This is a genomic window from Nostoc sp., from assembly GCF_036917355.1.
Classification (GTDB): Bacteria; Cyanobacteriota; Cyanobacteriia; order Cyanobacteriales; family Nostocaceae; genus Nostoc.
Genome location: NZ_JBALDP010000068.1, coordinates 1 through 25569, shown reverse-complemented (window position 1 = coordinate 25569; position 25569 = coordinate 1). Strand labels below are relative to the sequence as shown.

The 25569-nt window shown below is 39.8% G+C and carries 22 protein-coding genes; 6 read left to right on the top strand and 16 right to left on the bottom strand.

The window, feature by feature from the left end; translation table 11 throughout:
- Positions 1-343: 343 nt before the first annotated feature.
- Together V7K53_RS21990 and V7K53_RS21985 are read left to right on the top strand one after the other, a co-directional pair.
- Positions 344-1282, top strand: a complete 939-nt coding sequence (locus V7K53_RS21990) for a ParM/StbA family protein (protein WP_335199662.1) — start codon at positions 344-346, stop codon at positions 1280-1282.
- Positions 1283-1317: 35 nt separating this feature from the next.
- Positions 1318-1608, top strand: a complete 291-nt coding sequence (locus tag V7K53_RS21985) for a hypothetical protein (protein ID WP_094351830.1) — start codon at positions 1318-1320, stop codon at positions 1606-1608.
- A 220-nt stretch (positions 1609-1828) separates the two neighbouring features.
- Here V7K53_RS21985 and V7K53_RS21980 read toward each other — a convergent pair whose 3' ends face one another.
- Both V7K53_RS21980 and ssb read right to left on the bottom strand, forming a co-directional pair.
- The gene (locus tag V7K53_RS21980; protein ID WP_334765537.1) at positions 1829-2248 is read right to left on the bottom strand and encodes a hypothetical protein; all 420 of its coding nucleotides are present in this window, start codon (positions 2246-2248) and stop codon (positions 1829-1831) included.
- 73 nt (positions 2249-2321) lie between these two features.
- A complete protein-coding gene (gene ssb, locus V7K53_RS21975; RefSeq protein ID WP_029631537.1) occupies positions 2322-2705 on the bottom strand; it encodes a single-stranded DNA-binding protein in 384 nt (127 codons plus the stop codon).
- 237 nt (positions 2706-2942) lie between these two features.
- Between ssb and V7K53_RS21970 the strand changes: the two genes are divergently transcribed.
- Together V7K53_RS21970 and V7K53_RS21965 are read left to right on the top strand one after the other, a co-directional pair.
- A complete protein-coding gene (locus V7K53_RS21970) occupies positions 2943-4121 on the top strand; it encodes a hypothetical protein (protein ID WP_334765539.1) in 1179 nt (392 codons plus the stop codon).
- 41 nt (positions 4122-4162) lie between these two features.
- The gene (locus tag V7K53_RS21965; protein WP_334765540.1) at positions 4163-4861 is read left to right on the top strand and encodes a hypothetical protein; all 699 of its coding nucleotides are present in this window, start codon (positions 4163-4165) and stop codon (positions 4859-4861) included.
- On the opposite strand, the gene V7K53_RS21960 is transcribed toward V7K53_RS21965, so the two are convergent.
- From V7K53_RS21960 to V7K53_RS21940, 5 genes are all read right to left on the bottom strand, one after another.
- A complete protein-coding gene (locus V7K53_RS21960; RefSeq protein WP_334765541.1) occupies positions 4862-5536 on the bottom strand; it encodes a hypothetical protein in 675 nt (224 codons plus the stop codon).
- A 78-nt stretch (positions 5537-5614) separates the two neighbouring features.
- Complete coding sequence (locus V7K53_RS21955) at positions 5615-6490, bottom strand: AAA family ATPase (protein ID WP_334765542.1); 876 nt, start codon at positions 6488-6490, stop codon at positions 5615-5617.
- The gene (gene holA, locus V7K53_RS21950) at positions 6487-7446 is read right to left on the bottom strand and encodes a DNA polymerase III subunit delta (RefSeq protein ID WP_334765543.1); all 960 of its coding nucleotides are present in this window, start codon (positions 7444-7446) and stop codon (positions 6487-6489) included. Before holA ends, V7K53_RS21955 begins: the two co-directional genes overlap by 4 nt.
- Positions 7447-7584: 138 nt before the next feature.
- Positions 7585-8361, bottom strand: coding sequence for a hypothetical protein (locus tag V7K53_RS21945; RefSeq protein ID WP_334765544.1), 777 nt, complete (start codon positions 8359-8361; stop codon positions 7585-7587).
- A gap of 273 nt (positions 8362-8634) precedes the next feature.
- A complete protein-coding gene (locus V7K53_RS21940) occupies positions 8635-10452 on the bottom strand; it encodes a 3'-5' exonuclease (protein ID WP_334765545.1) in 1818 nt (605 codons plus the stop codon).
- A gap of 254 nt (positions 10453-10706) precedes the next feature.
- Here V7K53_RS21940 and V7K53_RS21935 point away from each other — a divergent pair, with 254 nt between their 5' ends.
- Positions 10707-11492, top strand: coding sequence for a class I SAM-dependent methyltransferase (locus tag V7K53_RS21935; RefSeq protein ID WP_335199660.1), 786 nt, complete (start codon positions 10707-10709; stop codon positions 11490-11492).
- Between the two features lie 317 nt (positions 11493-11809).
- Here the strand turns inward: V7K53_RS21935 and dnaX are convergent, their stop codons facing one another.
- From dnaX to V7K53_RS21920, 3 genes are all read right to left on the bottom strand, one after another.
- The gene (gene dnaX / locus V7K53_RS21930) at positions 11810-13171 is read right to left on the bottom strand and encodes a DNA polymerase III subunit gamma/tau (RefSeq protein WP_334765547.1); all 1362 of its coding nucleotides are present in this window, start codon (positions 13169-13171) and stop codon (positions 11810-11812) included.
- A 66-nt stretch (positions 13172-13237) separates the two neighbouring features.
- Entirely contained in the window at positions 13238-14614 is a 1377-nt protein-coding gene (gene dnaN, locus V7K53_RS21925; RefSeq protein ID WP_334765548.1) for a DNA polymerase III subunit beta, read from the bottom strand.
- 80 nt (positions 14615-14694) lie between these two features.
- Positions 14695-15693: a DUF5895 domain-containing protein gene (locus tag V7K53_RS21920; RefSeq protein ID WP_334765549.1), complete on the bottom strand. Its 999-nt coding sequence runs from the start codon at positions 15691-15693 to the stop codon at positions 14695-14697.
- 584 nt (positions 15694-16277) lie between these two features.
- Here V7K53_RS21920 and V7K53_RS21915 point away from each other — a divergent pair.
- A complete protein-coding gene (locus tag V7K53_RS21915; RefSeq protein WP_335199658.1) occupies positions 16278-21287 on the top strand; it encodes a UvrD-helicase domain-containing protein in 5010 nt (1669 codons plus the stop codon).
- 233 nt (positions 21288-21520) lie between these two features.
- Here V7K53_RS21915 and V7K53_RS21910 read toward each other — a convergent pair whose 3' ends face one another.
- The 6 genes from V7K53_RS21910 to V7K53_RS21885 all read right to left on the bottom strand — a co-directional run bounded on the left by V7K53_RS21910 (position 21521) and on the right by V7K53_RS21885 (position 25494).
- Positions 21521-22573 carry an SAM-dependent DNA methyltransferase gene (locus V7K53_RS21910; RefSeq protein WP_334765552.1) on the bottom strand — a complete coding sequence of 351 codons (1053 nt, stop codon included), beginning with the start codon at positions 22571-22573 and terminating at the stop codon, positions 21521-21523.
- On the bottom strand, positions 22533-22883 hold the full coding sequence (locus V7K53_RS21905; protein WP_069072299.1) for a hypothetical protein: 351 nt from the start codon (positions 22881-22883) through the stop codon (positions 22533-22535). The genes V7K53_RS21910 and V7K53_RS21905 overlap by 41 nt, the downstream gene beginning before the upstream one ends.
- Positions 22880-23563, bottom strand: coding sequence for a hypothetical protein (locus V7K53_RS21900; protein ID WP_335199657.1), 684 nt, complete (start codon positions 23561-23563; stop codon positions 22880-22882). The genes V7K53_RS21905 and V7K53_RS21900 overlap by 4 nt, the downstream gene beginning before the upstream one ends.
- Positions 23564-23625: 62 nt before the next feature.
- The gene (locus V7K53_RS21895; RefSeq protein ID WP_334765554.1) at positions 23626-24465 is read right to left on the bottom strand and encodes a ThiF family adenylyltransferase; all 840 of its coding nucleotides are present in this window, start codon (positions 24463-24465) and stop codon (positions 23626-23628) included.
- Positions 24453-25049, bottom strand: a complete 597-nt coding sequence (locus V7K53_RS21890) for a Mov34/MPN/PAD-1 family protein (RefSeq protein WP_335199656.1) — start codon at positions 25047-25049, stop codon at positions 24453-24455. The genes V7K53_RS21895 and V7K53_RS21890 overlap by 13 nt, the downstream gene beginning before the upstream one ends.
- A gap of 145 nt (positions 25050-25194) precedes the next feature.
- Entirely contained in the window at positions 25195-25494 is a 300-nt protein-coding gene (locus V7K53_RS21885; RefSeq protein ID WP_335199655.1) for a hypothetical protein, read from the bottom strand.
- Positions 25495-25569: the final 75 nt, after the last annotated feature.

The following is a 25569-nucleotide window of genomic DNA, read 5'->3' as shown; positions in this document are numbered from 1 at the left end:
TTTGACTGGTTGACCTTCAACCGTGACGTATTTGCTGCTCATAAAGCTAGTTTGGGCTTTATTTGGGCTTAATTTTTGTCTAAGTCCCGTTAGGACTTCGATGAGAATTTGACACCTATATGGGGGCTTTATGGGGGCTTTATAGGGTACATTTAGCTATTTGATATTTTGTACCCCACTTAGCCCCCAAGGGGTATGATAAGCTCTTGAGGTTAGAGAGGGAAGGGGCAGAGTTCTGGAGAAAGACTCATAGCAAGTTATTCTTTTCTCCCCTGCTTTCCTGCTCCCCTAGATAATCTGAACAGATAACTTTCACAAATCAAAACCTATTGACTTGATCCCTATGTCAAATATTCACGCCTTGCAAAAAATTTTTCCTGCTGGCTTTGATAACGGTTATGGAAGCCTAAAACTTTTAGTCGATGGTTTTGAAGTAGTTCGTGTTCCCAGCTATATTTCCACAGCCGACATGGAAGATGTACCCGGACGGGTAGTTTTTAACGGTAGTGCTTACACAGTCGGAGAATCAGCTTTCCGTACAGGTTATCATTTTGACCGAAACACCGATAACAATGAAAACAAAGTCAATAATGCGTTGTTAACTTTGTTCGGTGCATTGGCACATCTGCCACACCGTAAGGCTTGGCACTTAAAATTAGTTGTCAGCTTACATGATGTTGGTCTGGCTGACGAATTGCAAAAAGTACTAAGTGGGGAATATCAGCCGATACTTGCTGGCAAACAATCAGATGTGAAAGTAGAAGTGCTGAAAGTCGTTCTAGAGGGGATGGGTGCATTATTTGGGCATCAACTACCCAAAAAATTAACAATTTTAGACTTTGGCAATGGTACGACTTTGTATTCTCGTTACAACCAGGGGAAACGAGAAGTTCACACCGCCTATCCCATTGGTGTAGAAGTTCTCATCGATGATATCTCTCAAAAAATGAAACATCTAAATGGGGGAAAAATCGGGGATGCATCCAAGATCCGATTTTGCCTGGAAATGGGGCATACCAAGTACAGTCGTGACATCGATATCAAAGATGTCTACAGCGCTTGCTTGAAAGATTGGTATGAAAAATACTTGAAGAAAGTGGTGAATCTGACACTTGATGCCAAGCACCAAGGGGATGAAATCTGGGCGATAGGTGGAGGCTGCCTCTTACCTGGATTCAAGAAACTATTAGAGAAAAACGGGTTCAAAATACTGGACAACCCGGTAGAAGCTAACGTCTTTGGGCTTCTAGAAATGGCAAAAACCATTACGAGCAAGAATTAACCAAACACATCTGGAAAGTGAAGTTATAACAAACAATGACAAATAAACAAGACTTAGCTCCGGTAAAAATTAGGCTCAAAGAAAACTACCGAGAACGCATATTTGCAGAATCCCAACAACTAGGTAAAAGTTATCTGGAGACGCTTTATTTTATTATTGATTGCTATTTTGTTTTCATAAAGGCTGGATTAGCCACACAACAAGTAGCTTTCACGCCGCTTACTACTAACGAAAATAGACTCCAGCAGCCAATTCCCCAGCCATCTACAGACCAAAAACTAGAAGAGCCTGATGGCGAAACATTCATTCTCGATTTTGAATTATAACCTCAGATGAAGTTGGCAACGGTAATTCCCAACCCGTAGGGTAATTATGTCAAAAAAGTTTTAAATTTAGCTCTTGTGTAAGTATTTATGTACTATATAAGATGAGTTGATGTAAGCGACTTTACCAAACAGTAGATTTTTATTCTGGATGTCTATAAAAAAATAACGCCAGTACTAACAAGTAACCCTGTATGTACTAGCATTATTTAGTTAATTGGGTCTAGAACGGAGGTTCTTGATCTAGGTCTTCATCTGTCGAAGTAACGTTATCTTCGAGTAGTTCTTTGGCAAAATCGGGAGTTTCTGGCGAGTGAGGGGTTTTACTAACCTGGGTGAGTTCGTTGATGGGTTTTGCTGACATAAAGTTTCTGATTACGAATGTGGCAATCTTTTCTTTGTAATCACCTCTGTTATCAACTAGCAAATCGAGATATCCTTCTGCTGTGCCGTGTACGCCTTCCCCTTGTTCGTTAATAACGACGGCGGGTGCGCCCTTGGAACGGAATGGCATCTCGTCAGCAACTACTCCTTCCTTGGAACGGTAGTAGAATTCGGCGATCCCAAAGGCAATCAAGGAACCTTCTTTGTCGTGGGTAGTGTTCACTGACTTAAGATTGATAGTTGCAGTATTATGAATCATGTTCGTTTTATTTGTAGATTGATTAGATGGTTTATCGCCTACGATTTATAGTGCATAGGCGATTTGTAATTTCCTAGAAATTTGCGTTAGCTACAGTCTGTGTTTCGTTTGGTGCAGAAGTGGATGTAGATTCTTCCTTACGGGGTGAACCTAACAATTCAATGGCGTTAATTGTAATTACGGGTTTTTGCCGCATAGTGCCAGAATTTTTATCTGCCCAACGATCAAATCCAAACTCGCCAGTAATTGCAATCTGGGTTCCTTTACGAACGTAATTTCCAATCACTTCTGCTTGATTTCCCCAGGCTACTAAATCAAACCAAAGGGCTTGTTCACTTCTGTAGGGTGGTCTTACTGCAATAGAGATTGAAGCCTTAACTGCACCGGACTCGAAGTATTTCAATTCAGGTTCTTGTCCGCATCTGCCAACCAGCATGACTTTGTTGATATAGTTCATAACGCGAGGATTTATATATTTCTCTTATTGCTGCGTCAGCATTAGTTCTTTTAGGATTTATTATTTTGACGAGTTGTTTTATTTAAACCACAGTCTTTTTTATTCATACTTATGAGTTATTTTTTGTTCTTGTTTCTCGTAAAGTTGTGGTTTTTACTAGGGAACGACAAGTTACCCTGTGCTATGGTGGTATCGCAATTAATCCGGTCTGTATCTAAAAATTATAAGTAATGACTTATGCCTGAATGTCTTCTCCTGAAGCGAGTAAGTATTTGTAAGCTGATGCTTTTGGCTTTGATATGGATACAGTCCGATGAGGATAGCCAAAACCATCTGACTTCTGACTACTCATCTTCTTTGCGGGTAGAAAATCTTACCTGGTTAGGAGAAACATCTGTTGGAGAAGATGTAGAGCATTTTTGTGATGTTTCAAATACAACTAGGATAGGCATTTGGGGAGAAATCCTAGAACTGAAATTAGTAGATTTAATTGCTGATTTACCGACTTGTTTGCACGATGCGTCATGGTTTGCCTTACTGGCAATTCCCATGATGCTAGTGGATAAGGAACTAGACCGAGTATGCGTGCATCCACAAGATGAGTATTTTGCCCGGACTATCGCGCTTGAAAGTTTAGCAGATTTAGGTGATTCTTACTTAGCCAAAGGCCACCCTTATTTAGATTTTCCTCTATCGTTAGAAGATGCTAAGTCGTTACTACCAGTTAATAGAAAGAAAGAGCTAGAAATCGAGCTAGAGAAATTTATTGTTGATACTTATGAAGACGATTTTGATGATGAATCTCCAGATATTAATGAGTTTTCACCCATCTATTTACAAGAGATTTTAAAAGAGTTTTTTATTGAATCTGATTGGCAGGGTGATATCAATCAAGAGGCTGTCGTCCAACTTCAACAGAAGTACGGTTCGCAGTATTCAGAAGGTGCGTTTTCTCCTGAAACTGAGGGACACGAACGTTGGGGGAAAACGCTTGTTTTTCTCAAACAGTTTATAGGTCTGGATTCCAGTTTTATCGAAAGCCAGAGCGATTTATTCCTTGATGATGAATCTCAGGTGGCTGATTTACCTGATTACTTCTGTATCGAGTCTCATTTAGAACGTTGGCAAGACCGAACAGTTGTTTTATCACGGTTGGTTCATACTTTGGTTTATTTCATGCTGGTAGGGCAAAATTATCATCCTAGTCATCTGCAAGATTTGATGGCTATTCCAGCTTCTTCGCGGGCGATATCCAGCTTACAAGCTTGTTTGGGTGTAGCAGCTTACAGAAGTGGTTATTACATGGCTGCTTCAAATATTCCTGAATCAGAAGTTGGGTGCAACTGGCTTTTAGAAAAAGCTTTCCCTAGTCTGCGTGATTTTTATCAAACAGGTCGGTTAAGTGGAAAGCAATAATTAATATTCTGCTGTTGGTTTACAAATACAAATTTATATTTATGAAAAACTACTTATTTATAGGAGTGTTACTCTTACTCGTTGGATGTTCATCTCCAGAAAAAGAAGATAAAGTCTCGGCTATAGAATCAAATTCTTTACCTACCCCATCATTATCCTCAGCTAATGTTAATAATGCTACGCCATCGCTAAATCCAGAAGCGTTGCCTGATTTATCGAATAAAGAGAAGCTTGGAGAAGTTAATGCAGAAAACGATTTAATTGACTTATTTTATTTTGATGGTAATGGTGTGAAAGTGAGTTTGACTGTAGCAGCTGATAAAGGTTGTTTTGTCTACGTGCGGCCCAGTACTCCAGACCGAGTTGGCGAGGTTGAAATTGAGTCATTACGGCGCGAGAAACTGGGTCTGTGGCGTTCGTATAATACTCAGCGACTTCTAACTCAATCTGCTGGCAATAAACTAAAGGTTTATTCATCAAGTGAGGAACTTTCTTCTACTTATGAAAATCCTGCCATATCACAAGAAATGCTTGTGGCAGTGAATGAATTGAAAGAGCGTGAAAAATCGTTTAAATTACTTTTACGTCAGGACTTGAGAGCGAGTGATTCAGCAAGACGAATTTATGTCAATCAGTGTCAGAAATTAGGTAATTTTTATTATAAAGAAGAACTACCTCCTCTCACAGAAAAGGAGAGGAAGGACTTTGAAAAGAGTGTTGAAAAAAGGACTGAAAATTAATTATGAGAACAGTGATAATTGCTCCATCTGAATATTACTTTCAGTTGTAGTTGCTTTAACAGGGTGTTTGTTCTTATTCGACGACCTTTTACCCCACCCTTCTTTCGCCGCGTGTTTGACTATGCGGGAACGGATATCAGCAGCTAGGGTTTCATAATCAGAGCGAATTTTTTCATACTGAATTGGGGTTGTACCAATTTTCTCCCACAGTTTATCGTATTTGAAATTCTCAAAAGGTCTGTGCCTAATGAGGGCATCATAACTTGCCCAAAGGTAAACATCTGTCCATTCAGATGAAAGCGGCACTTCAAAAGCAATTGGCATCATAAGTGCAACAACTTCGCTGCTAGAGGCGAGTTTACCTACTTTTCCCTTGTCTATCTCTTTTAACGCTGCATCTAATCTATCGACTGCGATCGCACGCCAAACCCAAGACGGAATTGACTGTTGCCAGCCGTTCTGCTGAGTCACAATTGGCCCGACGATGTATTGAACAATTTCATGACTTGCTCCTGCTAGATCAAGTAGACTGGCTGTTACAACTTTGTTAATCCCTTGGCTGGTTAGTAGCTGAAGTATCTTTCTAGTGCTAGGAGTAAGAATTTCGCTAGCTTTTTGGCTTTTGCTGTTACGGATGGTTTCTTCGACATCGAATAAGCTTTGCTGCTGGTTCATATTTTTTATGTGTAAATAAATACTGCCAGCTAGAAATAGTTCTAACTGGCAGTGCTTTTTGATAATGGGTGTGTTTTGCTATGGCAGAAGTAGGTTATCCCAAACGCTTCTAGGAGTAACGTGATGCAGCAATTGCGTCCTTGCTTGAGTAAATTTAGCTAGCAATTGAGTGTTTTTTAATTTCTGCCACCAGTCGTGTTGCAGGTAGGTAAGCAGCCATAATTGTGTCTCGTGATTCCAGCTTGAGATGGAGTTACTCAAACTGAGTGCGTTGAGAATATCGTCAGGAGGTACTTCCAGTTGACTTGTGATTTCTTTTGAGATGGAAGCTAACATTGTGATGTTGGCGATCGCTTGACCAGGACTGCCTGAACTGATGGCTAGTATTTTTTCTGTTACCTCGATTTGTTGGTCTTTGAGGACAGAGATAACCTCCTCATCAGTTAACCTTTGGAAAGGTATGATTTGACACCTACTCTTGATAGTGGGTAATAGCTTTTGAGGATAGGACGATATCAGGATAAATGTTCCAGTTTTCGGTTCTTCCAGCGTCTTGAGAAGTTTGTTGGCGGCGGTAGGGTTGAGCATATCTGCTTCGTGGATAATCACCACCTTTTGCTTGGCCTTGACTGCACTAGTTGAAAGAAATTCGATTACCTCGCGCACCTGTTCTACTCGAATAGCAGGTATACCTTTCTGCTGGGAGGCGTTTTCGAGATGGGTTGGTTTGATTTGTAAGATGTCTAGATGGTTATTTTCTCCTGCCTTCGCGGAGCGACTCTCTCTTGGGAGTATTGCATTTGCCATCGCCAGAGCAGTTTTTCCTTTCCCTACTCCCTCAACTTGACTGCTAAATAGGTATGCAGGAGCAATTTTATTCTGTTCGATTGCTTCAGTCAGAAGAAGTTTGGCGGTATGCTGTCCGGTGATTTCTGTAAATGGGTTGTTTTTCATATCGTAGAAATTTCAGCAATTCGACTGGTTAGGTTGTCAACTCCGCTTTTGAGTTCGGCTTCGAGTTGTACAAGTAAAGTAAGGCTGTTTTTAAGCTTTTGAACGCCTACAAACTTGACTTCCTCTTTGAGGTAATACAATCTTTTGGGGTTTTTCAGTTCGGCTATTTCTGCAATCTTAGTATCAGATAATTTAGTTTCTACCCCAGATTTGGTTATTAACCAAGTGCGGAAAATAGAGGTAAGTGTTGCTACTATTTTGAGTGGGTGTTCATTATTATCTAGTAGTTTAGATACCTGCACTATTGCTAAACTTGGATGGTTTCTTAACATAGCACTAGTAAGCTTTATGTAGTCAGTATTATGATTACAAACGAGCTGTTTTACTTCCTCAATAGAGATTATTTGTTCGCTTGCATAAACAGCAAGTTTAGCGAATTCGCTATCGGCTCGTGCAGTATTATTGCCAATTGCTTCAGCTAGGTAATCTGTAACATCTGGCGTGAGTTTAACTTGATGGATGGCTGCATACTTTCCTATCAAGTTAACTATCCCCTTTTTATCCCAACTAGGGACGAGAGGAAACTCTTCTTGTTGGGCATATTTTAGGATAGTTTTTACTACTGTTCTGCGCGAATCTGGCTTTTTATTACCAGTAATTAATAGAAGGTTGCTTGAAGGTATTCGGGAAAGGTGATTTTCAAGTTCTTGGTTATTATCTTCATTTGATAAACTTCCAATTAGAGAGTCGCTGTCTGTATGAATAATTTTGTTACCTTCTCCAAAGGGCAAAGTCATAACCTCAGTAAAGACTTTGGCAGCAATATTTTTCTCATTTCCAGATAGCTTAACGTAATTGAAAGCTCTCCATTCCGCATGAACATTTTGATTCACTAGATAATCAATTTTTTGATTGAGTGAGTAGCTATCTTCGCCGTAGTATAGATATACAGTCATGATAGATTAGATAAACATTTATTTATCAGGCGTTAGTCGTAAGCGGTGGTTTAAAAAAATAAGAGTTAGTATTAGCTCTTTCCACATCCTCAGTATTTGTTATATAGCCGCTAGCAAAATATAGCGAGCAGCAAATACTTATACTTGCTGTACTGACTTCTGATTTGAGACTTTCTCAACAGAGTTCTCTACTGGTTGAGTACCCAAATATTTCCGCCAAGAATCCAATTGTTGGAGATATTCTATTACTCCACTAGAACCAGTTACCTCATATAGTGCAATAGCTGTTTCCCACTCCTTTAAGCTAGCTTTTTTCTTAGAAAGAATTTTGACTATAGCTCCTGGAAGTTTAGTCTCTTTACCAGGATCTAAATTTAGGTGTGATACCCTTTCTAGTAATAGTTCTTGTTCCGATAAAGGAACACTACCATCTTCGATGTTCATAGTATGAAGTTGGGCACTGATTCCTGATAGAGGAAGAGTATGCTGAATAATTTTTTTAACCTTCTTGGTTTTAGTATTCCTCCTTTTTGGTTTAACGATAACTGGGTTGTTTGGTTCTGCAACTTCGTAACACTGGGGAAGTTCTAGAGAAAGTTGACCTGTTAAGTGCCATAATGCACTTCGTTTTTCTGGCGGCGTGATTCGGTACGAGAACTCGGCTGTTTTTCTCGCATCGCCAAATTTTCTGAGTTTGACCCGCATTTTGTAGCTGATAATTCCTTGAATGTAGGTTTTTGGGTCTAATATTATTGGATTTGTATTTTCCCACCACTCAATTTCAACAACGCGATCGCCATCTAATTCATAGATATTTCTAACTCTGGCATTAGGATGAGATGCAAGGAATGAGTTCACCCAAGCCCTTTGTTTTTTATTAAGCCTGGGCTTGCGATATGAGGATTTCTTTTTCATTTAGTTACCTTTGTAATTGAAGAATGATATCTCCATTAATACATAAATAAATTAACGAACTTAATCATTTAATTAATGACTGATACTGTGTTTGTTAATCTGATTTTTGACGGCATACTTTTTATTTGTACTAATGCCTGAAAATGCTTTAATGAAAGCTAACTTGCTTGTAAGTATTTGTCATTATTTACAAATTATTGAAAATTTATGAATTGAAAAAAGACTTGATATTTATTATTTTCAGTGCTTAGGTTAAATATCAAGTTTATTCATCTAGAAAAGAGATAACTGACGTTCATTCCCTTCTAGTATTTCAGGAGCGGCTATTTTGAGGATTTCTTCTCGTCTTTTTTCTATAATGTCAAGATAGTATTGACGTGAATAGCTCTCATTAGTGCTAATATTAGTAATACCTCTGATTCCGTAATAGTAAATTACTACATCACCAGGCTTTCCTAATTTAAGAAGTTCTTTTTCCCCAATACGAATTTTGCGAGTAATGGAGAGTTTTTCTATTGGGTATTTCCCTGATAAAATCTGCGATTTGACTTCTCTGAAATATTCCTCTGCCGTGGATTGGTTTTGGATTAAGTAGGTTAGATATTCAACAGGAAATTCTTTCTCTAGCCTTGAGCGAGAACGGTTTCTCCAACTACCTTTGCGGATAATCCAGTTATCTTTCAGCCATAACAGATAGTTCTTAGTTCCCCTTTGCGGAATAAACATTGCATTGGCAATAAACTCTAATTTGACGGTTATCCCTTTGGGTAATTGAGACTGAAGTGTGGCATACACTTTTTCTGGGTTGGGGTGAGTAAAAAACACCCCGTCAGTATCAACTTCTACAGGGATTGCACCAGCTTGATTGATTACCTCAATCATGAATTGTAGGATGCGCCGACCGTAAGCTGTTACCAAGGCGGCTGCTTCCATATCGTTGAAGGCGAGTTCCGATGTTCCGAAGAACCCAAACTGAGAATTAGCTAAAACTTTGGTGGATTCTCTTTTTTCCTTGGCTACAATGTCTCCGGTGCTGGCAACTTGTTCCAACCTTGATTTCTCATTTACCAAATATTGCAAGATGCTCAAGCCGATTCGCTTTGTATCCTTATGAGAGACAATCCCTTTCGACAAGATGGTTTTGGGGTACATAGAACTGATATCGATGTATCCAACCTTTTTATATAGTCCTGGAATAGAGTAGGCTATCCCCCCTTGGAATTTATACTTACGGTCGGGTTTGGGTTTGTATCCTGGGTAGTGATGCGAGAATATTTGCTTCCACTTGGTGCCGTTACCAGCGAGGGCTAACTGCTGGAGGTTCATTCCCGGTACAACCAGTGCTTCATAGTGATATGAGGGTACAAGTCTGTTAGCTATGAGTTGCGTATCTTCCAAGTCGTAAATAAGGTAATCCTTGATTTTCTGCCATCCTCTACTACCAGAACTGGCTTTCCAGCAGGCGAGAATTTCTTCATAGGGGAGAACCAGTCGCGCTTGCTTACGCAATCCCATTTCCAGTACCACCTGTTTAAGCGATCGCCCGTTAGTAAGTTCTTTGGCGATAAAATCCCACCTGAGAACGCAGATAAAGATATCTACGTGCAGGCAGTTGCGGATGAATACCTCCTGAATTTCCAGTGGTTCGCCGCGTACTTGGGCAGTTCGGATAGTGCGCTTCTTAGATGCAATTCTAAATGGATGAGAAATGCCGTGTAACTCGCAGCGGGTGATGAGAAACGGTAGGTCAAATTCTGTTCCATTGTAGGTGTAAATTACTTCTGGTTTGCTTGATTCTAGGTGTTTGAAAAACTCCAGGAGGATTTTACTTTCGGCTTGATACATAAAGATGGCAATCTCTCCTATCTCCCTCATACAGCCAATTGCATAGATACGATTTTCTCTTGGGTTTATCCCTGCCGTCTCAATATCGACTACCAGAGTTTTGAGCGCTCCGTAGGTCGGAATATTTACTGTGGGATGCCACTCAGGTATTGGGGTAGTATCTGACCAGAATATGTCGAGTCTTTCCTCATCAACGATAATCTTATTACCAGATTTGGTAATAAAATCTCGGTGGTTGTAATTCATAATCTCCAAAATTAATTAATCTTTTTTGGCATGAATCCTTGTGGTTTAGTTGGTGGTTTTTTTGACGATAAAAATACCTCAAAAATCATGTCTAGATTATTAGGAAGTGCGAATATTGAAAGCGGCTGCGTATGTGGTTATTAATAAAAATTTTGACAGATCCCTTGCTGGTTCTAAAATGAAATTGGACGATCAAAGCTGACACGCCTTAGCTTATGCAAGACTTTAGACAAGAAATAAATGCCAGAGCTTCTATGGATTTAGAACAGCGAAGGACTTGGTATTCTCCCGTTGCTGATGTTTATTACAATGCAAGACCGCACTATCCAAAGGAACTAATTGATCGGTCTGTGGCTTTAGCCCAACTTGACTCAGATGCATCGATTCTTGAGGTTGGTTGTGGTCCAGGAAATGCGACGGTGGCTTTTGCTCAATTTGGTTTTTCAATGACCTGTATTGAGCCAAACCAGGATTTTTGTCATTTGGCACAACACAACTGCGATCAATATCCAAAAGTTACAATTTGCAATAATTCATTTGAGGAGTGGGAACTAGAAGCAAAACAGTTCAATGCCGTTCTATCTGCTAATGCCTTTCACTGGATACCGCCAGAGATTAGATATACCAAGACAGCATCGGCAATGTGCGATAACGGTTTTCTTATCCTGCTATGGAATCTGACCCCAGAACCGAAATACGAAGTTTACCAAGTTCTAGAGGAAGTGTATCAAGCTTATGCGCCCTCCTTTGTTCGATATGAAGGTGCCCAGATTCAAGCGGAGATTTTGAGGGGGTTTGAACAAGAGATTTTAGACTCCAATTGTTTTCAAGAGTTGGTTGTCGAGCAAACTGCGTGTGAAGTTACCTATAGCATTGATGACTACCTCAAGCTTTTGAGTACCTTACGGAAACTAGAGCCACAAGCCAAAGAGTTACTATTTGCAGGATTGCGCCAGAAGCTAGAAAAATTTGGAGATAGCGTACAACTCTCGTTTCTTTCTGCTGTTCATGTTGCCCGCAAAGCACCTGTGAGAGGTTAAGAGAATTGCACAAATGTCTGCTCGCTGCTGGTAATTTAAGTCCTGTACGAAGGCTAATTGCTTCAACTGGCATAATTTTAATCAGATACTTTCAGAATGCCAGTTGTTAAATTTTGTTGTGGTATTACTTGATATCTTAATTTTTTGCTTACAAGTCAGGACAGTCTTTATTAATATTGAGAGTTACTGCACAATGTAGATATTGCTGTAGATGCAAGTATACTATAAATGTAATTTTTGAATAAGCCTGAACAAATCTTTCCCCAAAGTTTTTATTGGGGAAAGTAAGTGTTTTTACAAAGTGACGAACATTTGAATTAGGCAGTTTGTAATTGAGACTTCATCTGAAGCTCTTGCACCAGTTGTACCCATGCAGGTGCTTTTTTACCTTTAATGGGAGTAAGATTGTTCCAATACCTTTCGAGTTCAGATTGGGATAAATGTGGGAGTTGTTCCTTACCCCAATTGATAGCATCTTGGATTGTTTTCCAATTAGCCCAAGGTTGTTTTTCTTCTTTGATATTGCTTAACTCAATGAGTGTCGCTTCCAACCAAAGTTTAGCTGCCTCTGAGTCACGCATTAACTGTTGTCTTGACATTAATAGGGCAATACTTGCCTGAATCTGGGTTAGTTCCCACATCTGAGAAATAGTAACGAGTTCCTGCCAAGTGTCTTCCTCCAGTTGAGTAATTTGTCTATTATCAGGGGCAGTTTTAGCCACTAGCAGGTCTTTGAGAAACCCAGTTAAACTTGAGTATATGACGAATGGGTTTTTGCCATACTCAATTAAGTCTTGGAGGATTTGTAAGTTAGCTGTTACGTCTCCTTTAGCAAGATTTTCGGTTAGGGTAAGTAGGTCATGTTCGGGAACAACACCTGATAATTCCCAAACCCAGTTTGGCGTGATTTCATCTACTCCCAGGTTGCTCAATTGATCGAGCAATACAAGACAGTTGCGAATAAAACCTCCACAAGATTTGACGATCGCCCAAATACCAGGTGCGTTAATGTTGATGTTTTCGTTCTGGGCAACTTCTGATAAATACTCAACAAGTGTTTCTAGTCCTACTCTCCTAAAATCAAACTTTTGACAGCGCGAGATGATAGTTTCAGGAACCTTGTGTATTTCAGTTGTGCAGAAGATGAAAACTACATGACGGGGTGGATTTTCAATTGTCTTTAGAAGCGCCTGCCACGATTGACTGCTTAGGGCATGACATTCATCAATAATGAAAATTTTGTACCTTCCCTCAACTGGTGCAAACTGGGTAGTGGAAATTAACTCGCGGATTGTTTCTACCCCGCTATTGCTGGCAGCATCTAACTCAGTTACATCCAGGGAAGAAGAGGCTGTAATTCCCTTACATGAATTGCATTCTCCGCAGGGCTTGGTTGTCGGTTCTTGGGTTGACTGACAGTTGAGGGATTTGGCGATGATGCGGGCGGTACTGGTTTTGCCTGTACTTTTGGGACCGTTAAATAGGTAGGCAGGTGCAATCTTCTGGAGTGCGATCGCCGTCCCTTGCGCGTCTCCTTTAGGAGAAGGCGGGCGTTGCGCGATCGCGGAGTGACTCCCTCCTGAGAGTATCGCATTTATGAGAGTGCGGACGATATGTTCCTGCCCGATAACTTCACTAAGGGTCTGGGGGCGGTACTTGAGATGTAGTGGTTGGTACATGATTTTGATGATAAACGGGTGTTTTATTTACTCCCTACCAGTGTGGTTGGTAGGAAGTTTGATTTTTTAGGCAGTCGCCGCTTCTTTTTTCGTTCGTGGCGATCGTGAGGTTGACTTACCTTTGGTGGTATCTTTCGCTACTATGGTTGGCGTTTCTACTTGAGGAGTTTCACTATCATCTGTTGCTTGTGCCACATTTGTTACTTCTTTAGTGTCAGACTCAGTTTGAGTGCTAACTTCTGTTACTTCTTCAGTACCAGGCTCACTTTGAGCGCTAACTTTTGCCTTTGTACTTTGGCTATTTACCTTTTCAAACCCCTGCTTGATTTCTACAGGCATTACCAGATACAACTGATTGAGCAGTCCTCCCATTGGGCAGACAATGACTGGTTGCGTGGGTTTGTTGCACCGCACCACTATTTCATCAGTACTGATATGCTTTAATCCTTCAATAAGGTAGTCGATGTTTAATCCAATACTGATGTTTTCTGAATTACTAGTTACTGATTTCATCAGTACCGAGTCAACTGCATCCCCGATATCAGTAGCTTCGGTATATAGTGTTGCCTGTGTAGCTTCCAATTCCCAGAGGATTTTGACAACCTTTTGCTTGCGTTCGGCTAGATAACCTACCCGCTTGAGTGCGCTCTCAAATCCCTTGCGCTCTAATGTAAATTCATACTCAAACGACCGGGGAATCAAGCTATTGATTTTGGGATATTCTCCCTCCAGAAGCCGGGAAATGACCTTTGTATTAGGAAGGCTAAACTCGATAGTTCTATCTGATAGAAGAATATTGCACACGCTCGTATCGGCGCTTTGAGAGAGAATTTTGTTTAACTCGCCAAGTGACTTACCTGGAACAGTGAAGTTGATTGGGTCAGAATATTCGCTATCGAGTGTTCCTGTTACTAGCGCTAATTTGTGACTATTTGTACTAGCAGCTTGCCACTTGTTGGTATCAATTTTGAAGTTGACACCAGTTAAAACCAACTTTGTTTCGTCGCTGCTGGCGCAATAGAGTGTCCCTTCAAGTGCGGCTTGGAGTTTCTTGGCACTTAAATTTATCTCTGTCGGATTTTCCCCCTTGGGAAGTGTTGGGAACTCGTCAGATTTTCCGCCAATTAGTCGGCACTTACCGCTATTGTGAGTAATTATGCAGGCTTGGTTTTCTACTTCTAGAGTAATTTCGCCTTTAACATTACTAACAGTATCGGTTAGTAGTTTGGCAGGAAGTGCTACCTGACCTGAAGTTTCGACGTTAGCGGTGGTTGTAGTATGAATTGTGAGGTTAAGGTTTGTGCCTGTTGCTGATACTATCCCGTCTTCATCTGCAATCAGTAAGATATTTCCTAAAATTGGGTCAGTGGGTTTAGGACTAATTGCGAGGTAAGCGGTTTCTAGAATTTCTGCGAGTTTAGATTGTTCAATTGTTAGTTTCATTTGTTACTTGGTTTTTAGTGGATGATTTCTTAACGGGCGCTATTTCTAGCACCCTTTTCGCTTAGATGAGGTAGTTTGTTTTAGTAAGGCAGTTTTTCTATCTCAGTACTGTATGCTGTATAGTCATGACCTGCTGTACTAGGAGGAAGTGCTGCTATTGGCATATCGCCTGCACCTATCAAGCGGTTATGTTCTGCTACAACGGTTGATGTTTTACCGATGCGGTGAGAGAATTCGGGATTTGCCTGCATTGTTGTTTGGATATCGATTTCTTTGCCTTCTGAGAAGAATTCGAGAAAATCGCTGCCATCGGGGTTTGGTGATTTGTAGGAAGTGACAACTGCTACCCAAGATTTATCTCTTTGGTTAACTGCTTCTTTCGGTTCAAGGGATGGTGTGAAGGTGGGTTGAAATGCACCAAGGCGATGAAACTCTGCACGTTTTTCAGCGACAGTTGTATCAGTAAATCGGGCGAATGCAACCTCTAGTTCGCGTTGGAACTGTTTGTAAGCCTCGCCAAATTTTGATGATGCAACGCCTTTGATTGACAAGACAATTGGTACTGAGTGCAGATTGTTATTATTTTCATCGACAAGTTGCAACAAGTAGAATCGTCTCAATACTGCGGCATCTTTGCCGAGTACTTGGTACATTTCGTACCCATCAGGTGATTCGTACACCCCCACAATTTTGCCGTCATCGCGTTGTTCAATATATCTGGGAGAAACATCAAGAATGTGCATTCTGGGTGATTGCAACAACACTCCCATTTCTGGCGTACCACTGGAGAAGGTGTGCTTGTGTGTTGGTTCTTGTCCTTGCCAGTTAATTGCTGCTAAATACTTATCTTTTATAAACAACCCAACTTTTTCTGCTTCCATGTGGTTGATGACTTGGCAGATGCAGATATTGCTAATCGGCGCATTGTACTCAGGATTGGCAAATTTAGAAATAGCTGATTTACGCTTTTGTATGTTATTACTATTCTGGGCATTTACTTGAGGGGCTTCTGATTGCGCTGCTGTTACTGCGGTTTCTTCAGTGGCGGAAGTATTTGGCTGTGTTTGACTTTTTGGCATAATTTTGGCTAGTTGAAACCAAAATTCCATGCGTATGCAACAAAGTCGTGGTCAAAAACTCAAGTCGTCTGGTAAAAAACAACTTGAGCAGGTATTTTTTGACTTCATTAATTAATATTTATCTAACTAGCTCAAGAAATAGATATTACCCATTTACCCAAGCCCGTGATGATTAGCGCTCGCCTACTGCTTTCCTTGTTACGCGAGACTTTACCTCTTGCCTACTTTGCCAATGCGTAATATTAATTCTCAGCAATTCTAAATTTTAAAAATCATAAGGCATTATGCCTATAGTTTGCCTGGGGCTAGATTTACCAAGCTTGCCTTTACAGGCTAATTATATAGGACTCATATTTGATTTTTGAAAAACAAATTTGCTTATAAGCTTGCAATACAAAGGTTTATTCCTCAGTATACTTAGCAAGAATCAAGTCGGATTCCTATATACCTTTTTATACAGATTCAGTATAAGTCATAACTATGTTAGTTTTTTCTCAAACTGGGAACTCTAAATATTAATAAGGAATAAAGTATTCTTTTTCGAGCATATTTACAGATGGTCAACAAGAGAACCCAGTATAGTCATGACTTTTTCATCTAGCGGTGCAAATTTTGATAATTCAATCCCCTCAGGTTGTGTTTTGCTTGATATTGAACGCCAGAAGTTAGAAAATAATAAATGGAAGCTGTCTGAAATAGCTTTAATCCATACTGGTGGAGAGGAATACCATCAAAGACCAATCACTCTCACTACTTTAAACCGTGTTTTAGACAGGATTGAAGAAGCTGAAATTATTGTTGGGCATAATATTCGCCGTCATGACATACCTAAACTTTATAAGTATACTAAACGCAAACAACCGCCAGAATTAGCTGCAAAAATTTGCGATACTTTAGAACTATCCTGCCTATTCCTTGTTGGGCAACCGCAACACAAGCTCAACAAGCTTTACCGTAAAGAGTTAGGACTAAATGATCCATTAGAAGATGCTAGGGAAAGTTACGCGATCTACAAAAAGATATGCGAATCTCACTCCTCTTTGCCTCTTATTGTACGGTACTGGGCGTGGGAATTACTTCCTGATGGCTATCCCTGCAATCTTATTCCCCGACTTTCATACGTAGAAGAAATAACGTGGGAAAAGCTCCAGAAGCGCCAGCCGATGTTGGATATTCCAGGTTTACAAAGCTATCTTAACGGATTGCCAAGGCACAACATCAAAAATTTAGGAGCAATAGTTTTTCTAAATTGGTTATACCAGTTTAATGAGTCAGAGGTTCGCCGTCCAAATTGGTTAGAGTGTAAATTCCCAAGCTTTGGTGAAGCTGAAAAGAATGCATTTCCACTTCCATTGGATGAAGTTAAACTTTCAAAGGAACTAAAACAGTTCTTTGGCTTTGAAACATTTAAAACACATCAACTAGAAATTGTCCAAGCACTGCTAAAAGGGAAGACAGTTCCTTTAGGTATCTTGCCCACTGGAGGAGGTAAAAGCATAATTTTCCAACTTCCAGCCCTTATCTTTTCCAAATATTATCGAGGTTTGTCTATCATTGTTTCTCCCCTTCAAGCATTGATGGCAGATCAAGTACAAAATTTGAAAGAGAAACTGAAAAATCAACAACTATCTGAGTATGCTGAACGGGTAGAACTACTTACAGGAGCACAGTGCCTTGAAGAACAACGCCGTATTATTGAAGCCCTTTGGAATGGACAAGTAGATATTCTCTACTTATCTCCTGAACGATTGCGGCAACCAACAATTCAACGTATTCTTAAACATCGTCTTCCTCATCTGTGGGTACTTGATGAGGCTCACACTTTGTCTCAGTGGGGATATGATTTTCGACCAGACTTTTTACGAATTGCCGAAAGTCTTCAGAAATTTTACAAAAATGGACAGAATACTTCTATTCGTTGGGGTTTTGTTACTGCTACCGCAACACTCAAAGTTATTGAAGACCTGGAAGAAGCTGTAAAAAAACTTGACGGATTATGCTCAGGTTCTTTAGAGCGTTTGCCACTTGATGGAAAATCTTTTCAATGGCGTGACGAAATCAAAACTCATATAGAAATTGTGGAAAGACCTAAGTCACTTGATGATATCCCAGACTCAGAGCGACTTGAGAAGACCAAAGAATATCTAAAAAAACAGCAAAAAGAATATATAGAAAAATATCCTAATTTGGGTTTGGGTGTTGCTATTGTTTATGTTCCTACTCGCCGTATGGCAGAAAAATATGCAGAGCATCTTAATCAAGCTGACTTTAAAACAACCTATTTTCACTCCCGCATTTCTAACAAACAGCAAGTCTTGGAAGATTTTAAAGCCGGAAAAATAGAAGTAGTAGTCGCAACTAACGCTTTTGGTATGGGTATTGACAGAGAAGGTATCCATACTGTTATTCATGTTGCACCACCTGCTACCCCAGAAGCTTACGTACAAGAAATTGGTCGGCTTGCCCGTAACCAGGGGGAACGAGGTTCAGCTTATCTATTTTGGCATCAAGATGATTTTAATTGGATATTTGAGCAACAAGGGCGATCGCAAATTAGTTTTCAGGCTCTCAAAAGTTGCTGGGATTTAATTCGACCCCGACTAAAAACTCAAGATGCTTGGATAAGTACTTTGGATTTAGCGAAACCTTTATCTTTAGAAGAGCCAGAAGATTTAGAAATATTAGAGACTCAAGCACGGGTTGCTATCTTCTATTTGGAAAAAGCTGGATTGATACGGGAAGGAGAATCTTGTCCTTGCTACCTGAATATTTACTTGAAACGGGAACTTAACTTAGAAGAAATTGGTAAATTAAACGGTGATGCTAATAAATTAGCTTTGTTCTTATTTGATATTGGTTTTAGAAGAACTCAAAGTAGTATTAAACTAGATGTACGCGAGGTATCTTTAGTAACGGGAATTTTACCTCCATCTGTGATTAAGACTGTGCGTAAATTGGTTAATCTTGATTTAGTAAATTGGGAATATAAAATCGCTTTTAAATTTGAAAAGCAATCTAATAAAAAGCTGGAACAGTTTAAATTAAGCACTGAAGCCTTTTTGAATTGGCTCCAGTCCGAATCACCAGAAATAGATGAAGAAAAATCTATATTGCTTCACGTAGAAGCTTTAGAAGATAAATTAGGCAAAAAAGCACATATTGCATATAGTTTGAAGATTTTAACTCAACTAAAGTTAGCTACTTACACTAAAGAAAGTCGTGATACAACTCGCCTATTTCTGAAAACCAAGAAAACACTAACTCAGTGGTTAGAGAGCGCAAACAAAATTTGGGAGAAACAATGGCAAGAAATTGACTATGTTGAAAACATTCTAGATAAGTTATTTAAGGACAAAAACTGGAAGCGGGAAGATAGTCAACTTCTTGATTTAGCAGAATTAGAAACACGCATCGATATTCTTGAATATCCAAAATTAGACCTTTTGAAAGTTTTAGCTTTCATGCAACGTCTAGGAGTAGTTGTTTTAGGGAGAGGAGATTTAGGTAATTTAATGCTTTATCATTTGCTTCCAGGAAAAGACCGAAAAAACTGGTATGAGGGAGTGTACCCACCTCTGGATGAACACTACACACAACGGCGTAAACGCATTGATATTATGCGCCAAGTCTTAGAAGCTGGAATGCAAGATAAAGAAGAACCAATAAAACTTATTCAAATATTAGAAGATTACTTTACCCTTTCTCTGGATGAATTTTCTCAACGTTGCGGAGAAATACACGGGAATCCACCAATTGTGGAAACAATTATAGAAAATCTCAATCCAACCCAAAAGCGGATTGTTACAGACGATCAAAGTCGTGCATTATTGGTATTGGCGGGGCCCGGTTCGGGTAAAACTCACACAATTGTAAGTCGTGTAGCTTATTTGGTATCAGCGAGAGGTGTTCCACCAGAACGTATTCTAGTTTTAGCTTACAATCGCACAGCTGCTGCCGAGGTGCGGAAACGGCTGCACCAACTTTTAGGTAAGCGTGGAACGCTGGTAGATGCTTTAACTTTTCATGCACTTGCAGCTAAACTGACAGGACTTAGAAGTAAAGGTGAGGGGGGTTTTAAGTGGTTGTTAGAGCAAGCTATTATCCATCTTCAGGAAAATCATCCTGGATACCAATATATTTTGGTGGACGAGTACCAAGATATTGATAAATTACAATACGACATAATTACCCGATTAGCTGGATTTAACCATCAGGATGAAGACGAAAGCCAAAAAAGCTTCTTAATGGCTGTGGGTGATGATGACCAAATTTTATACGAATGGAATGGTGCAAGTGTTAAGTTTATTCGCGATTTCTGGAAAGATTACGACGTACTAAAAAAAGACGTAATTCCTTTAGTACAAAATTATCGCTCTCGCCCAACTATTGTTGAGTTTGCTAATAGTTTTATCGAAAAGGCGATCGCTCCAATAAACCGACTCAAGGGAGTCAACGAAAGAATACAGGCTGTTAACACTCAGCAGCCCGGAAAAGTGTTTTGGGGAGAGTATAGACATTTGTACGATGCGGCTGAGTGGATTACTGAAAAAATAGCCGAAATTTTGACTCGACCTGGTGAAATTCAAAAAGAAAAAATAGCAGTTTTGGCACATCGCTGGGAAGACCTGCGTTTTTTACAGCATGTTTTGCGAGATAGTTGGGGAAATGACCAAGATATTGCTTACCAGTTATACAACACACAAGATAATTTACGTCCTATCAAGAGTTGTGTCGGTCAAGCAGTCCTACACCGATTACGGGAAAAACCTAATCTGCATGTTTCTAACCCCCAAGCCCATCTTGAAGAATTACGCCAAGAATTGGGTTATAGCGATCGTGATGCTGCTTGGTCATCATTGCTACAGGCTTTGTCAGGTTGTTTACAGATGACACAAGAGGATATGGCATACCTCTTAGAAGAAGCTCGTCCTGTACGACCTGGGCAAGTGATTCTATCCACCTTTCATAGTGCCAAAGGTTCAGAATTTAGTCACGTTTTTGTGTTGGAAGATGGTTTTGTACATAAGAGTAAGCTAGAAAGTCGTGCTAGGGAGTTGTACGTAGGATTCACAAGAGCCAAGGAGGAATTATATATACTCTTCAGTAAGAATAAGGATTCAACACACCCAATATTATTGGATATTTTCAATAGTATGAACTCTCATCAACATATTCAGAATGTTCAGATAGCTCAAGTTAATTTACCCCCTAGTATTCGCTATCAATGGTTTCTAGATCCAAGAGACTTATATTTAAGCCAGCCGAACGTCACAAACCAATGTGGGCGTGAACGGATAAAAGCTTATGCTCGTGAATGGGGACAACTTTACTTAATGCCTCAAAATAATGGTTATACTCCCTATGAAGTTTGCTGGAAAGATTTGAAAGATAATAATGTTGTAGCTGTTCTCTCTAGAAGAGGAAAGGAGCAGCTACAGAAACATCTTAATGTCAATAAACATTTAGTTGTAAGCGGTCATACTATCTTTCGTGTTGAGCGAGATGATAAGTTTTTTCCAAATGCGGGTGAACAAGGACATGAGGATCACCACTATGTTGTTTTACCTTACTTTGAGGTAGAAGAAGCATTGTAATCAAGAAGTTATTTAAGACTTTGCGGTTTATTTGGGTTTAATTTCAAGCATTTTATTAGTAAGTTTGGTGACATTACTGACTTTCCAACCAGCAAGCTTGCACTTAGTAACTGCTAGTTCTAATTCTTGCTGTGTAAGGATTTTGTATCTCGCATAGTTTCCGAATTTAGGGAAGATGTACGTGACATACCTAGTTTCATCAATTTGGCAGTACGCCATGCGCTTGTAGTACACTATGGTTTAATTATTTTGACGATCCTAGTAGCTACATTTGTAGGGTTATTTGAACTCAAAAAGGCATCTTTATCTACCAACTCGACATAGCTCTTATTGCTCTGTAGCCACTCTTTGAAGCTTTGATACTTCCGGTTGAAGAAAACCGATTCAGGGACGACTGAAACTAATACACCACCTGATATAACTAACTTCCAAGCTTGATAGATATGCTCGACAAGTTCGCAAAATGGAGGATTCATGATACAGGCATTGTATAAATGACTGGGGTTAAACTCCAGAAAGTTTTTCCCTACAAGATTAAATCCTTTGAGTTCTAAAATTTGTCGTAGGTTGTAATTCACCTCAACTACCTCTAATTGAACATTTGGGTAAGTTTGAGTGATATACTCAGCAATATTTCCGCTACCAGCGCTAGGCTCTAAAATTCGCCAATTTGCTTCAATATCTGCCAGTTGAACAAGTCGTTGACAGACTGATTTGGGAGTAGGGAAGAAATCTTTATCTTTCATTCCAATGATTTCTAACTCAAGCTTATTAAGTTGTTGCTTAGTAGTATCAATTGCTTCAGGTTTTACTACCTGTTGAATTTCTGTTATTGCTAATATGATTTCGCCTGATGTATTTAACCCCGCGCGACTGAGAGATTTTACCCAGTCTTGGTAATATTCGCCTTTTAGTATTTCTTGGATTTTCTGGCTAGGTTCTCCACTTTGAGAAATCCTAAATAGCACTTCCACCTGTGATTTACGAGATATACCGCGTAGTATTGGTGGGATATTTCCTACTTCCCACATTTGTGCGATCGCAAATAGCCAAGACTGGATAATCTCAAGTTCAATTCCTTCTTGGATTATCCCTTGAGCTATAGTTTTACGGCGCTTTGTTGCCCTTTGATTCCCAATACCAGGATTTTTCTTTTGGTCAATAGTTGACTGCATTGAGGCAGCTAGCTTGCGGAGAGTTTCTGCTTTTTCTAAGTTAGGAATATTGAAAATATCTAGTGATGAGTTATCCTCGTTGTAAGACAGATTCAGTAGAGATAGTTGCATTGCTAGATTCCTTTAAATCTTTAACGGCGCATTTAAGAATTAGGGAGGTTGGTACATTCCAAGTTTTTACCTCCCATTCAGTAGCTAATCGTTCGGAGTGACGGATAACTGCACTACTACATTTGTTTTTTCGGAGAAGCCAATCTCTAAACTTTTCGGCTTGTTCTTTGGTATCGAACCCGAAATAGCTGGTTTTCCGGTTTCCCAAGGGATCAGTAATAGTTGCTACCCGACGTGAGAGAATATTGAGTGTCCAACCACCGTTAGAAGTGAGTTCGATTTTAGTGATATTTAATTCTGTTGGATTCATAATTCCACTTCAGGAATTGCTGCTAAATATTCCGTAGTTGATATTTCTCTTGCCAGCCATTTATCATGTGCTTCTTGAGGAGTTATTTTATCGGCTAAATGTTTATTTTCATTGTTGTCTCCTATAAAAGGAGCGATTGTTTCTTCTAGCCGTTCTTTGAAAGCCAAATGTTTATTTTCAGAGTAAGTAAACTGGTAAATGCTATCAGTGTTGATGAACAAGTAAACTAGGCTAATTTGTTCTAATGGCATTCCAGTCCTTTCGTGAAGGAGAAATAATCTCAATTGGGTTTGCCACTGGCTCTCAAGAATTTCAAATTTAGGAGGTTTTTGAATTGTCCAGTCAAACCCAACTACTTGATTTTCACCATAGATAATAAGGTCGCACTCGCTATATAGAAGGATATCGTGATATAAATATTGAATTTGGGCGCTCCATTGTTTGTTTCCAGGAATGTTTAGAAAAGGTTTTACCTTATCGACCCAGTTATTAATTTGGGGGTATTCCTTTAATAAAGATTCGACTGGTAGCCCTAACCCAACTTGTTGCATGACGAGATGAAACTGACCTCCAGCAACTTCGGATTCACTTTTTAGAGTGAGATTAGAATAATTTTTCGATGATAGACACTCTGGATGATGTTCGGCTAGCTCAAGTATTTTGTGATTGAATCGATTCATAAAAATATATCCCAAATTTGCTTTTTGGGATAAATATGCGTGAGCTATTTGTGGTGATTTGTCTACGGTATATAGTATTTTTTCAGATTGTCGATGCTTGCGTATAAACTTCGGATTGACATTGCTTTGAGGTCAAAATAACTGGCGAACTTTTTCAACCCTCCCGTAAGGGTTAATTCTAGTAAGTACTGGGCTGCGATCGCACTCGTCATTTTATTGACAAATAGCGACTGATAATTTCGTGCTTGAATTTCTGCACATGAGAGGTTGTTGTCAGTGAGTTCTTCCAGTTGAGGAACTAACAATTCCGGGTGAACTAGCGCCGGGGAGGGAAGATGCAACCAGAATTTAGGTTTGTCTGAGTTATTGGCAGCTTGAACTATATCAAAATTAGAGTGCGTTCCAACTATTATTTGGCCGGAGTGGTTGCTGTTTCCACAATCCAGCCAAAATAGCGATGCTGGCTCATTTGCACTGTTCAGTTTGAGAACTGAGTGAATTTTGCTCCTGGCGGCGCTGTTATCCACACAACCAATAATTACTGTTAGGGTGTTCCATGAATTGGTGGTGCGAATCATATCTTCTTCAAACCAGTCGCAAATGGCTGTAATCTCTATTCCATACTTGGCGCTGCATCTTGCAGCCAGTGTTTGTACCTTTGGTAGCCCAATTTCAGCTTGTTGATAATTTTGGCGGCTGATATTCTTGAGTTCGACAGTATCACCATCGACGATCGCAAAGTTAATTTCTTTTCTAGTGTGCTGGAGTTGCAGAATAATTCGACATAAATCTTCTGCAAGAAACCCGCCTGTTCCTCCTACTCCTACTAAAACAAAGTTGATACGAGTATGATTGCGAGGTAAGACTGGTAAAGCTTGTTGGTAAGCAGTTAATTCGAGCATTTTACTTGTGGCGGAAGTTCAAATATTTGATTAGGATTGATGTCGAAAAAGTGATTGTATATCCCGATGCGGGTATAGATTGTGGGAATGATATTCAGTGTGCCGATGATCGCGAACACTCGAAATTTACCTTTTTCTTCTAGATTGTCCGCACTTGAAGGGTAAGCAGCTAGAGTTCCATGACTGTGTATTTCCAATAGCCCATCTGTATAGCTTTTATCGAGTGCGCTTTCTAAAGATAGGACGTGAGTAGAAGACGCAGTTTGCAGTGGCGTGTGACACCACCATTGGTTGTTTGTCACTCCCAAGTAGAATAGGATTTCCTGTTGGGGGTTGATACTGGCAGCATTGATAATATCAGTGATTACAAGGCTTGGAACTTTTGGGACTTTCAGGCGAAAGTAGGGTTCAAGGGGTTGGAGTCCAGCAACTTGAGTTTGAGTTAGTTGTAAGCAAACCTCTAACTCGCGGCGGTGCGATCGCAAGAAAAGCCCATTTGCTGCCAGCCAGTATTCCTGAAGTTTTTGGCTGTAGGGAGGAAAATTATTACTTGTAGCGAGGTGATAACCGATAAAGGGATTCATGGGATAAACTAAATCTACGTAAAGTTATACAAAAAGTAGACTTGTCTTTAATTGCTGGTTTCTTCTGTGCTGGTTACTGCTTTAGAGCGTTGACAATCAGTTTTTGTTTCGAGATTTTCCAGCCACCAGAGCTTAACCGTACCGACTACCCCTGTCGGTGATATTCAGCTTCAAGTTTCAGTGCTTTTGCTTTAAATTTAGGTAGAAGCCACCCAAGATTTAGAGCATCACTCACAGACGAACCTATAGAAGCCAAGTACCGGACAGTCCGAGTTAATAACTCAGATTCAACATCATTTGATTTCATGAATCGGGTAATGTTGTTGTCTGTGCCTCGAACGCAGATATTTATTGCCGCGTTCAAATCAGCTTGTATCACGTCCCCCGTGTAACGAATAAAGCGATCCCCTTCCCGACGACCTAAAAGCAGGGTGGTTTCATACAACGAGAGAAAAATAATAATGATTTATAGAGGGTGGAGAAAAATGGATAACTAACAAGTATGAATCTCGTCGAACAA

Bases quoted from the DNA above. Each gene is read 5' to 3' on its own strand.
- V7K53_RS21990 (WP_335199662.1), top strand. From the start codon at position 344: ATGTCAAATATTCACGCCTTGCAAAAAATTTTTCCTGCTGGCTTTGAT.
- V7K53_RS21985 (WP_094351830.1), top strand. From the start codon at position 1,318: ATGACAAATAAACAAGACTTAGCTCCGGTAAAAATTAGGCTCAAAGAA.
- V7K53_RS21980 (WP_334765537.1), bottom strand. From the start codon at position 2,248: ATGATTCATAATACTGCAACTATCAATCTTAAGTCAGTGAACACTACC.
- ssb (WP_029631537.1), bottom strand. From the start codon at position 2,705: ATGAACTATATCAACAAAGTCATGCTGGTTGGCAGATGCGGACAAGAA.
- V7K53_RS21970 (WP_334765539.1), top strand. From the start codon at position 2,943: ATGCCTGAATGTCTTCTCCTGAAGCGAGTAAGTATTTGTAAGCTGATG.
- V7K53_RS21965 (WP_334765540.1), top strand. From the start codon at position 4,163: ATGAAAAACTACTTATTTATAGGAGTGTTACTCTTACTCGTTGGATGT.
- V7K53_RS21960 (WP_334765541.1), bottom strand. From the start codon at position 5,536: ATGAACCAGCAGCAAAGCTTATTCGATGTCGAAGAAACCATCCGTAAC.
- V7K53_RS21955 (WP_334765542.1), bottom strand. From the start codon at position 6,490: ATGAAAAACAACCCATTTACAGAAATCACCGGACAGCATACCGCCAAA.
- holA (WP_334765543.1), bottom strand. From the start codon at position 7,446: ATGACTGTATATCTATACTACGGCGAAGATAGCTACTCACTCAATCAA.
- V7K53_RS21945 (WP_334765544.1), bottom strand. From the start codon at position 8,361: ATGAAAAAGAAATCCTCATATCGCAAGCCCAGGCTTAATAAAAAACAA.
- V7K53_RS21940 (WP_334765545.1), bottom strand. From the start codon at position 10,452: ATGAATTACAACCACCGAGATTTTATTACCAAATCTGGTAATAAGATT.
- V7K53_RS21935 (WP_335199660.1), top strand. From the start codon at position 10,707: ATGGATTTAGAACAGCGAAGGACTTGGTATTCTCCCGTTGCTGATGTT.
- dnaX (WP_334765547.1), bottom strand. From the start codon at position 13,171: ATGTACCAACCACTACATCTCAAGTACCGCCCCCAGACCCTTAGTGAA.
- dnaN (WP_334765548.1), bottom strand. From the start codon at position 14,614: ATGAAACTAACAATTGAACAATCTAAACTCGCAGAAATTCTAGAAACC.
- V7K53_RS21920 (WP_334765549.1), bottom strand. From the start codon at position 15,693: ATGCCAAAAAGTCAAACACAGCCAAATACTTCCGCCACTGAAGAAACC.
- V7K53_RS21915 (WP_335199658.1), top strand. From the start codon at position 16,278: ATGACTTTTTCATCTAGCGGTGCAAATTTTGATAATTCAATCCCCTCA.
- V7K53_RS21910 (WP_334765552.1), bottom strand. From the start codon at position 22,573: ATGCAACTATCTCTACTGAATCTGTCTTACAACGAGGATAACTCATCA.
- V7K53_RS21905 (WP_069072299.1), bottom strand. From the start codon at position 22,883: ATGAATCCAACAGAATTAAATATCACTAAAATCGAACTCACTTCTAAC.
- V7K53_RS21900 (WP_335199657.1), bottom strand. From the start codon at position 23,563: ATGAATCGATTCAATCACAAAATACTTGAGCTAGCCGAACATCATCCA.
- V7K53_RS21895 (WP_334765554.1), bottom strand. From the start codon at position 24,465: ATGCTCGAATTAACTGCTTACCAACAAGCTTTACCAGTCTTACCTCGC.
- V7K53_RS21890 (WP_335199656.1), bottom strand. From the start codon at position 25,049: ATGAATCCCTTTATCGGTTATCACCTCGCTACAAGTAATAATTTTCCT.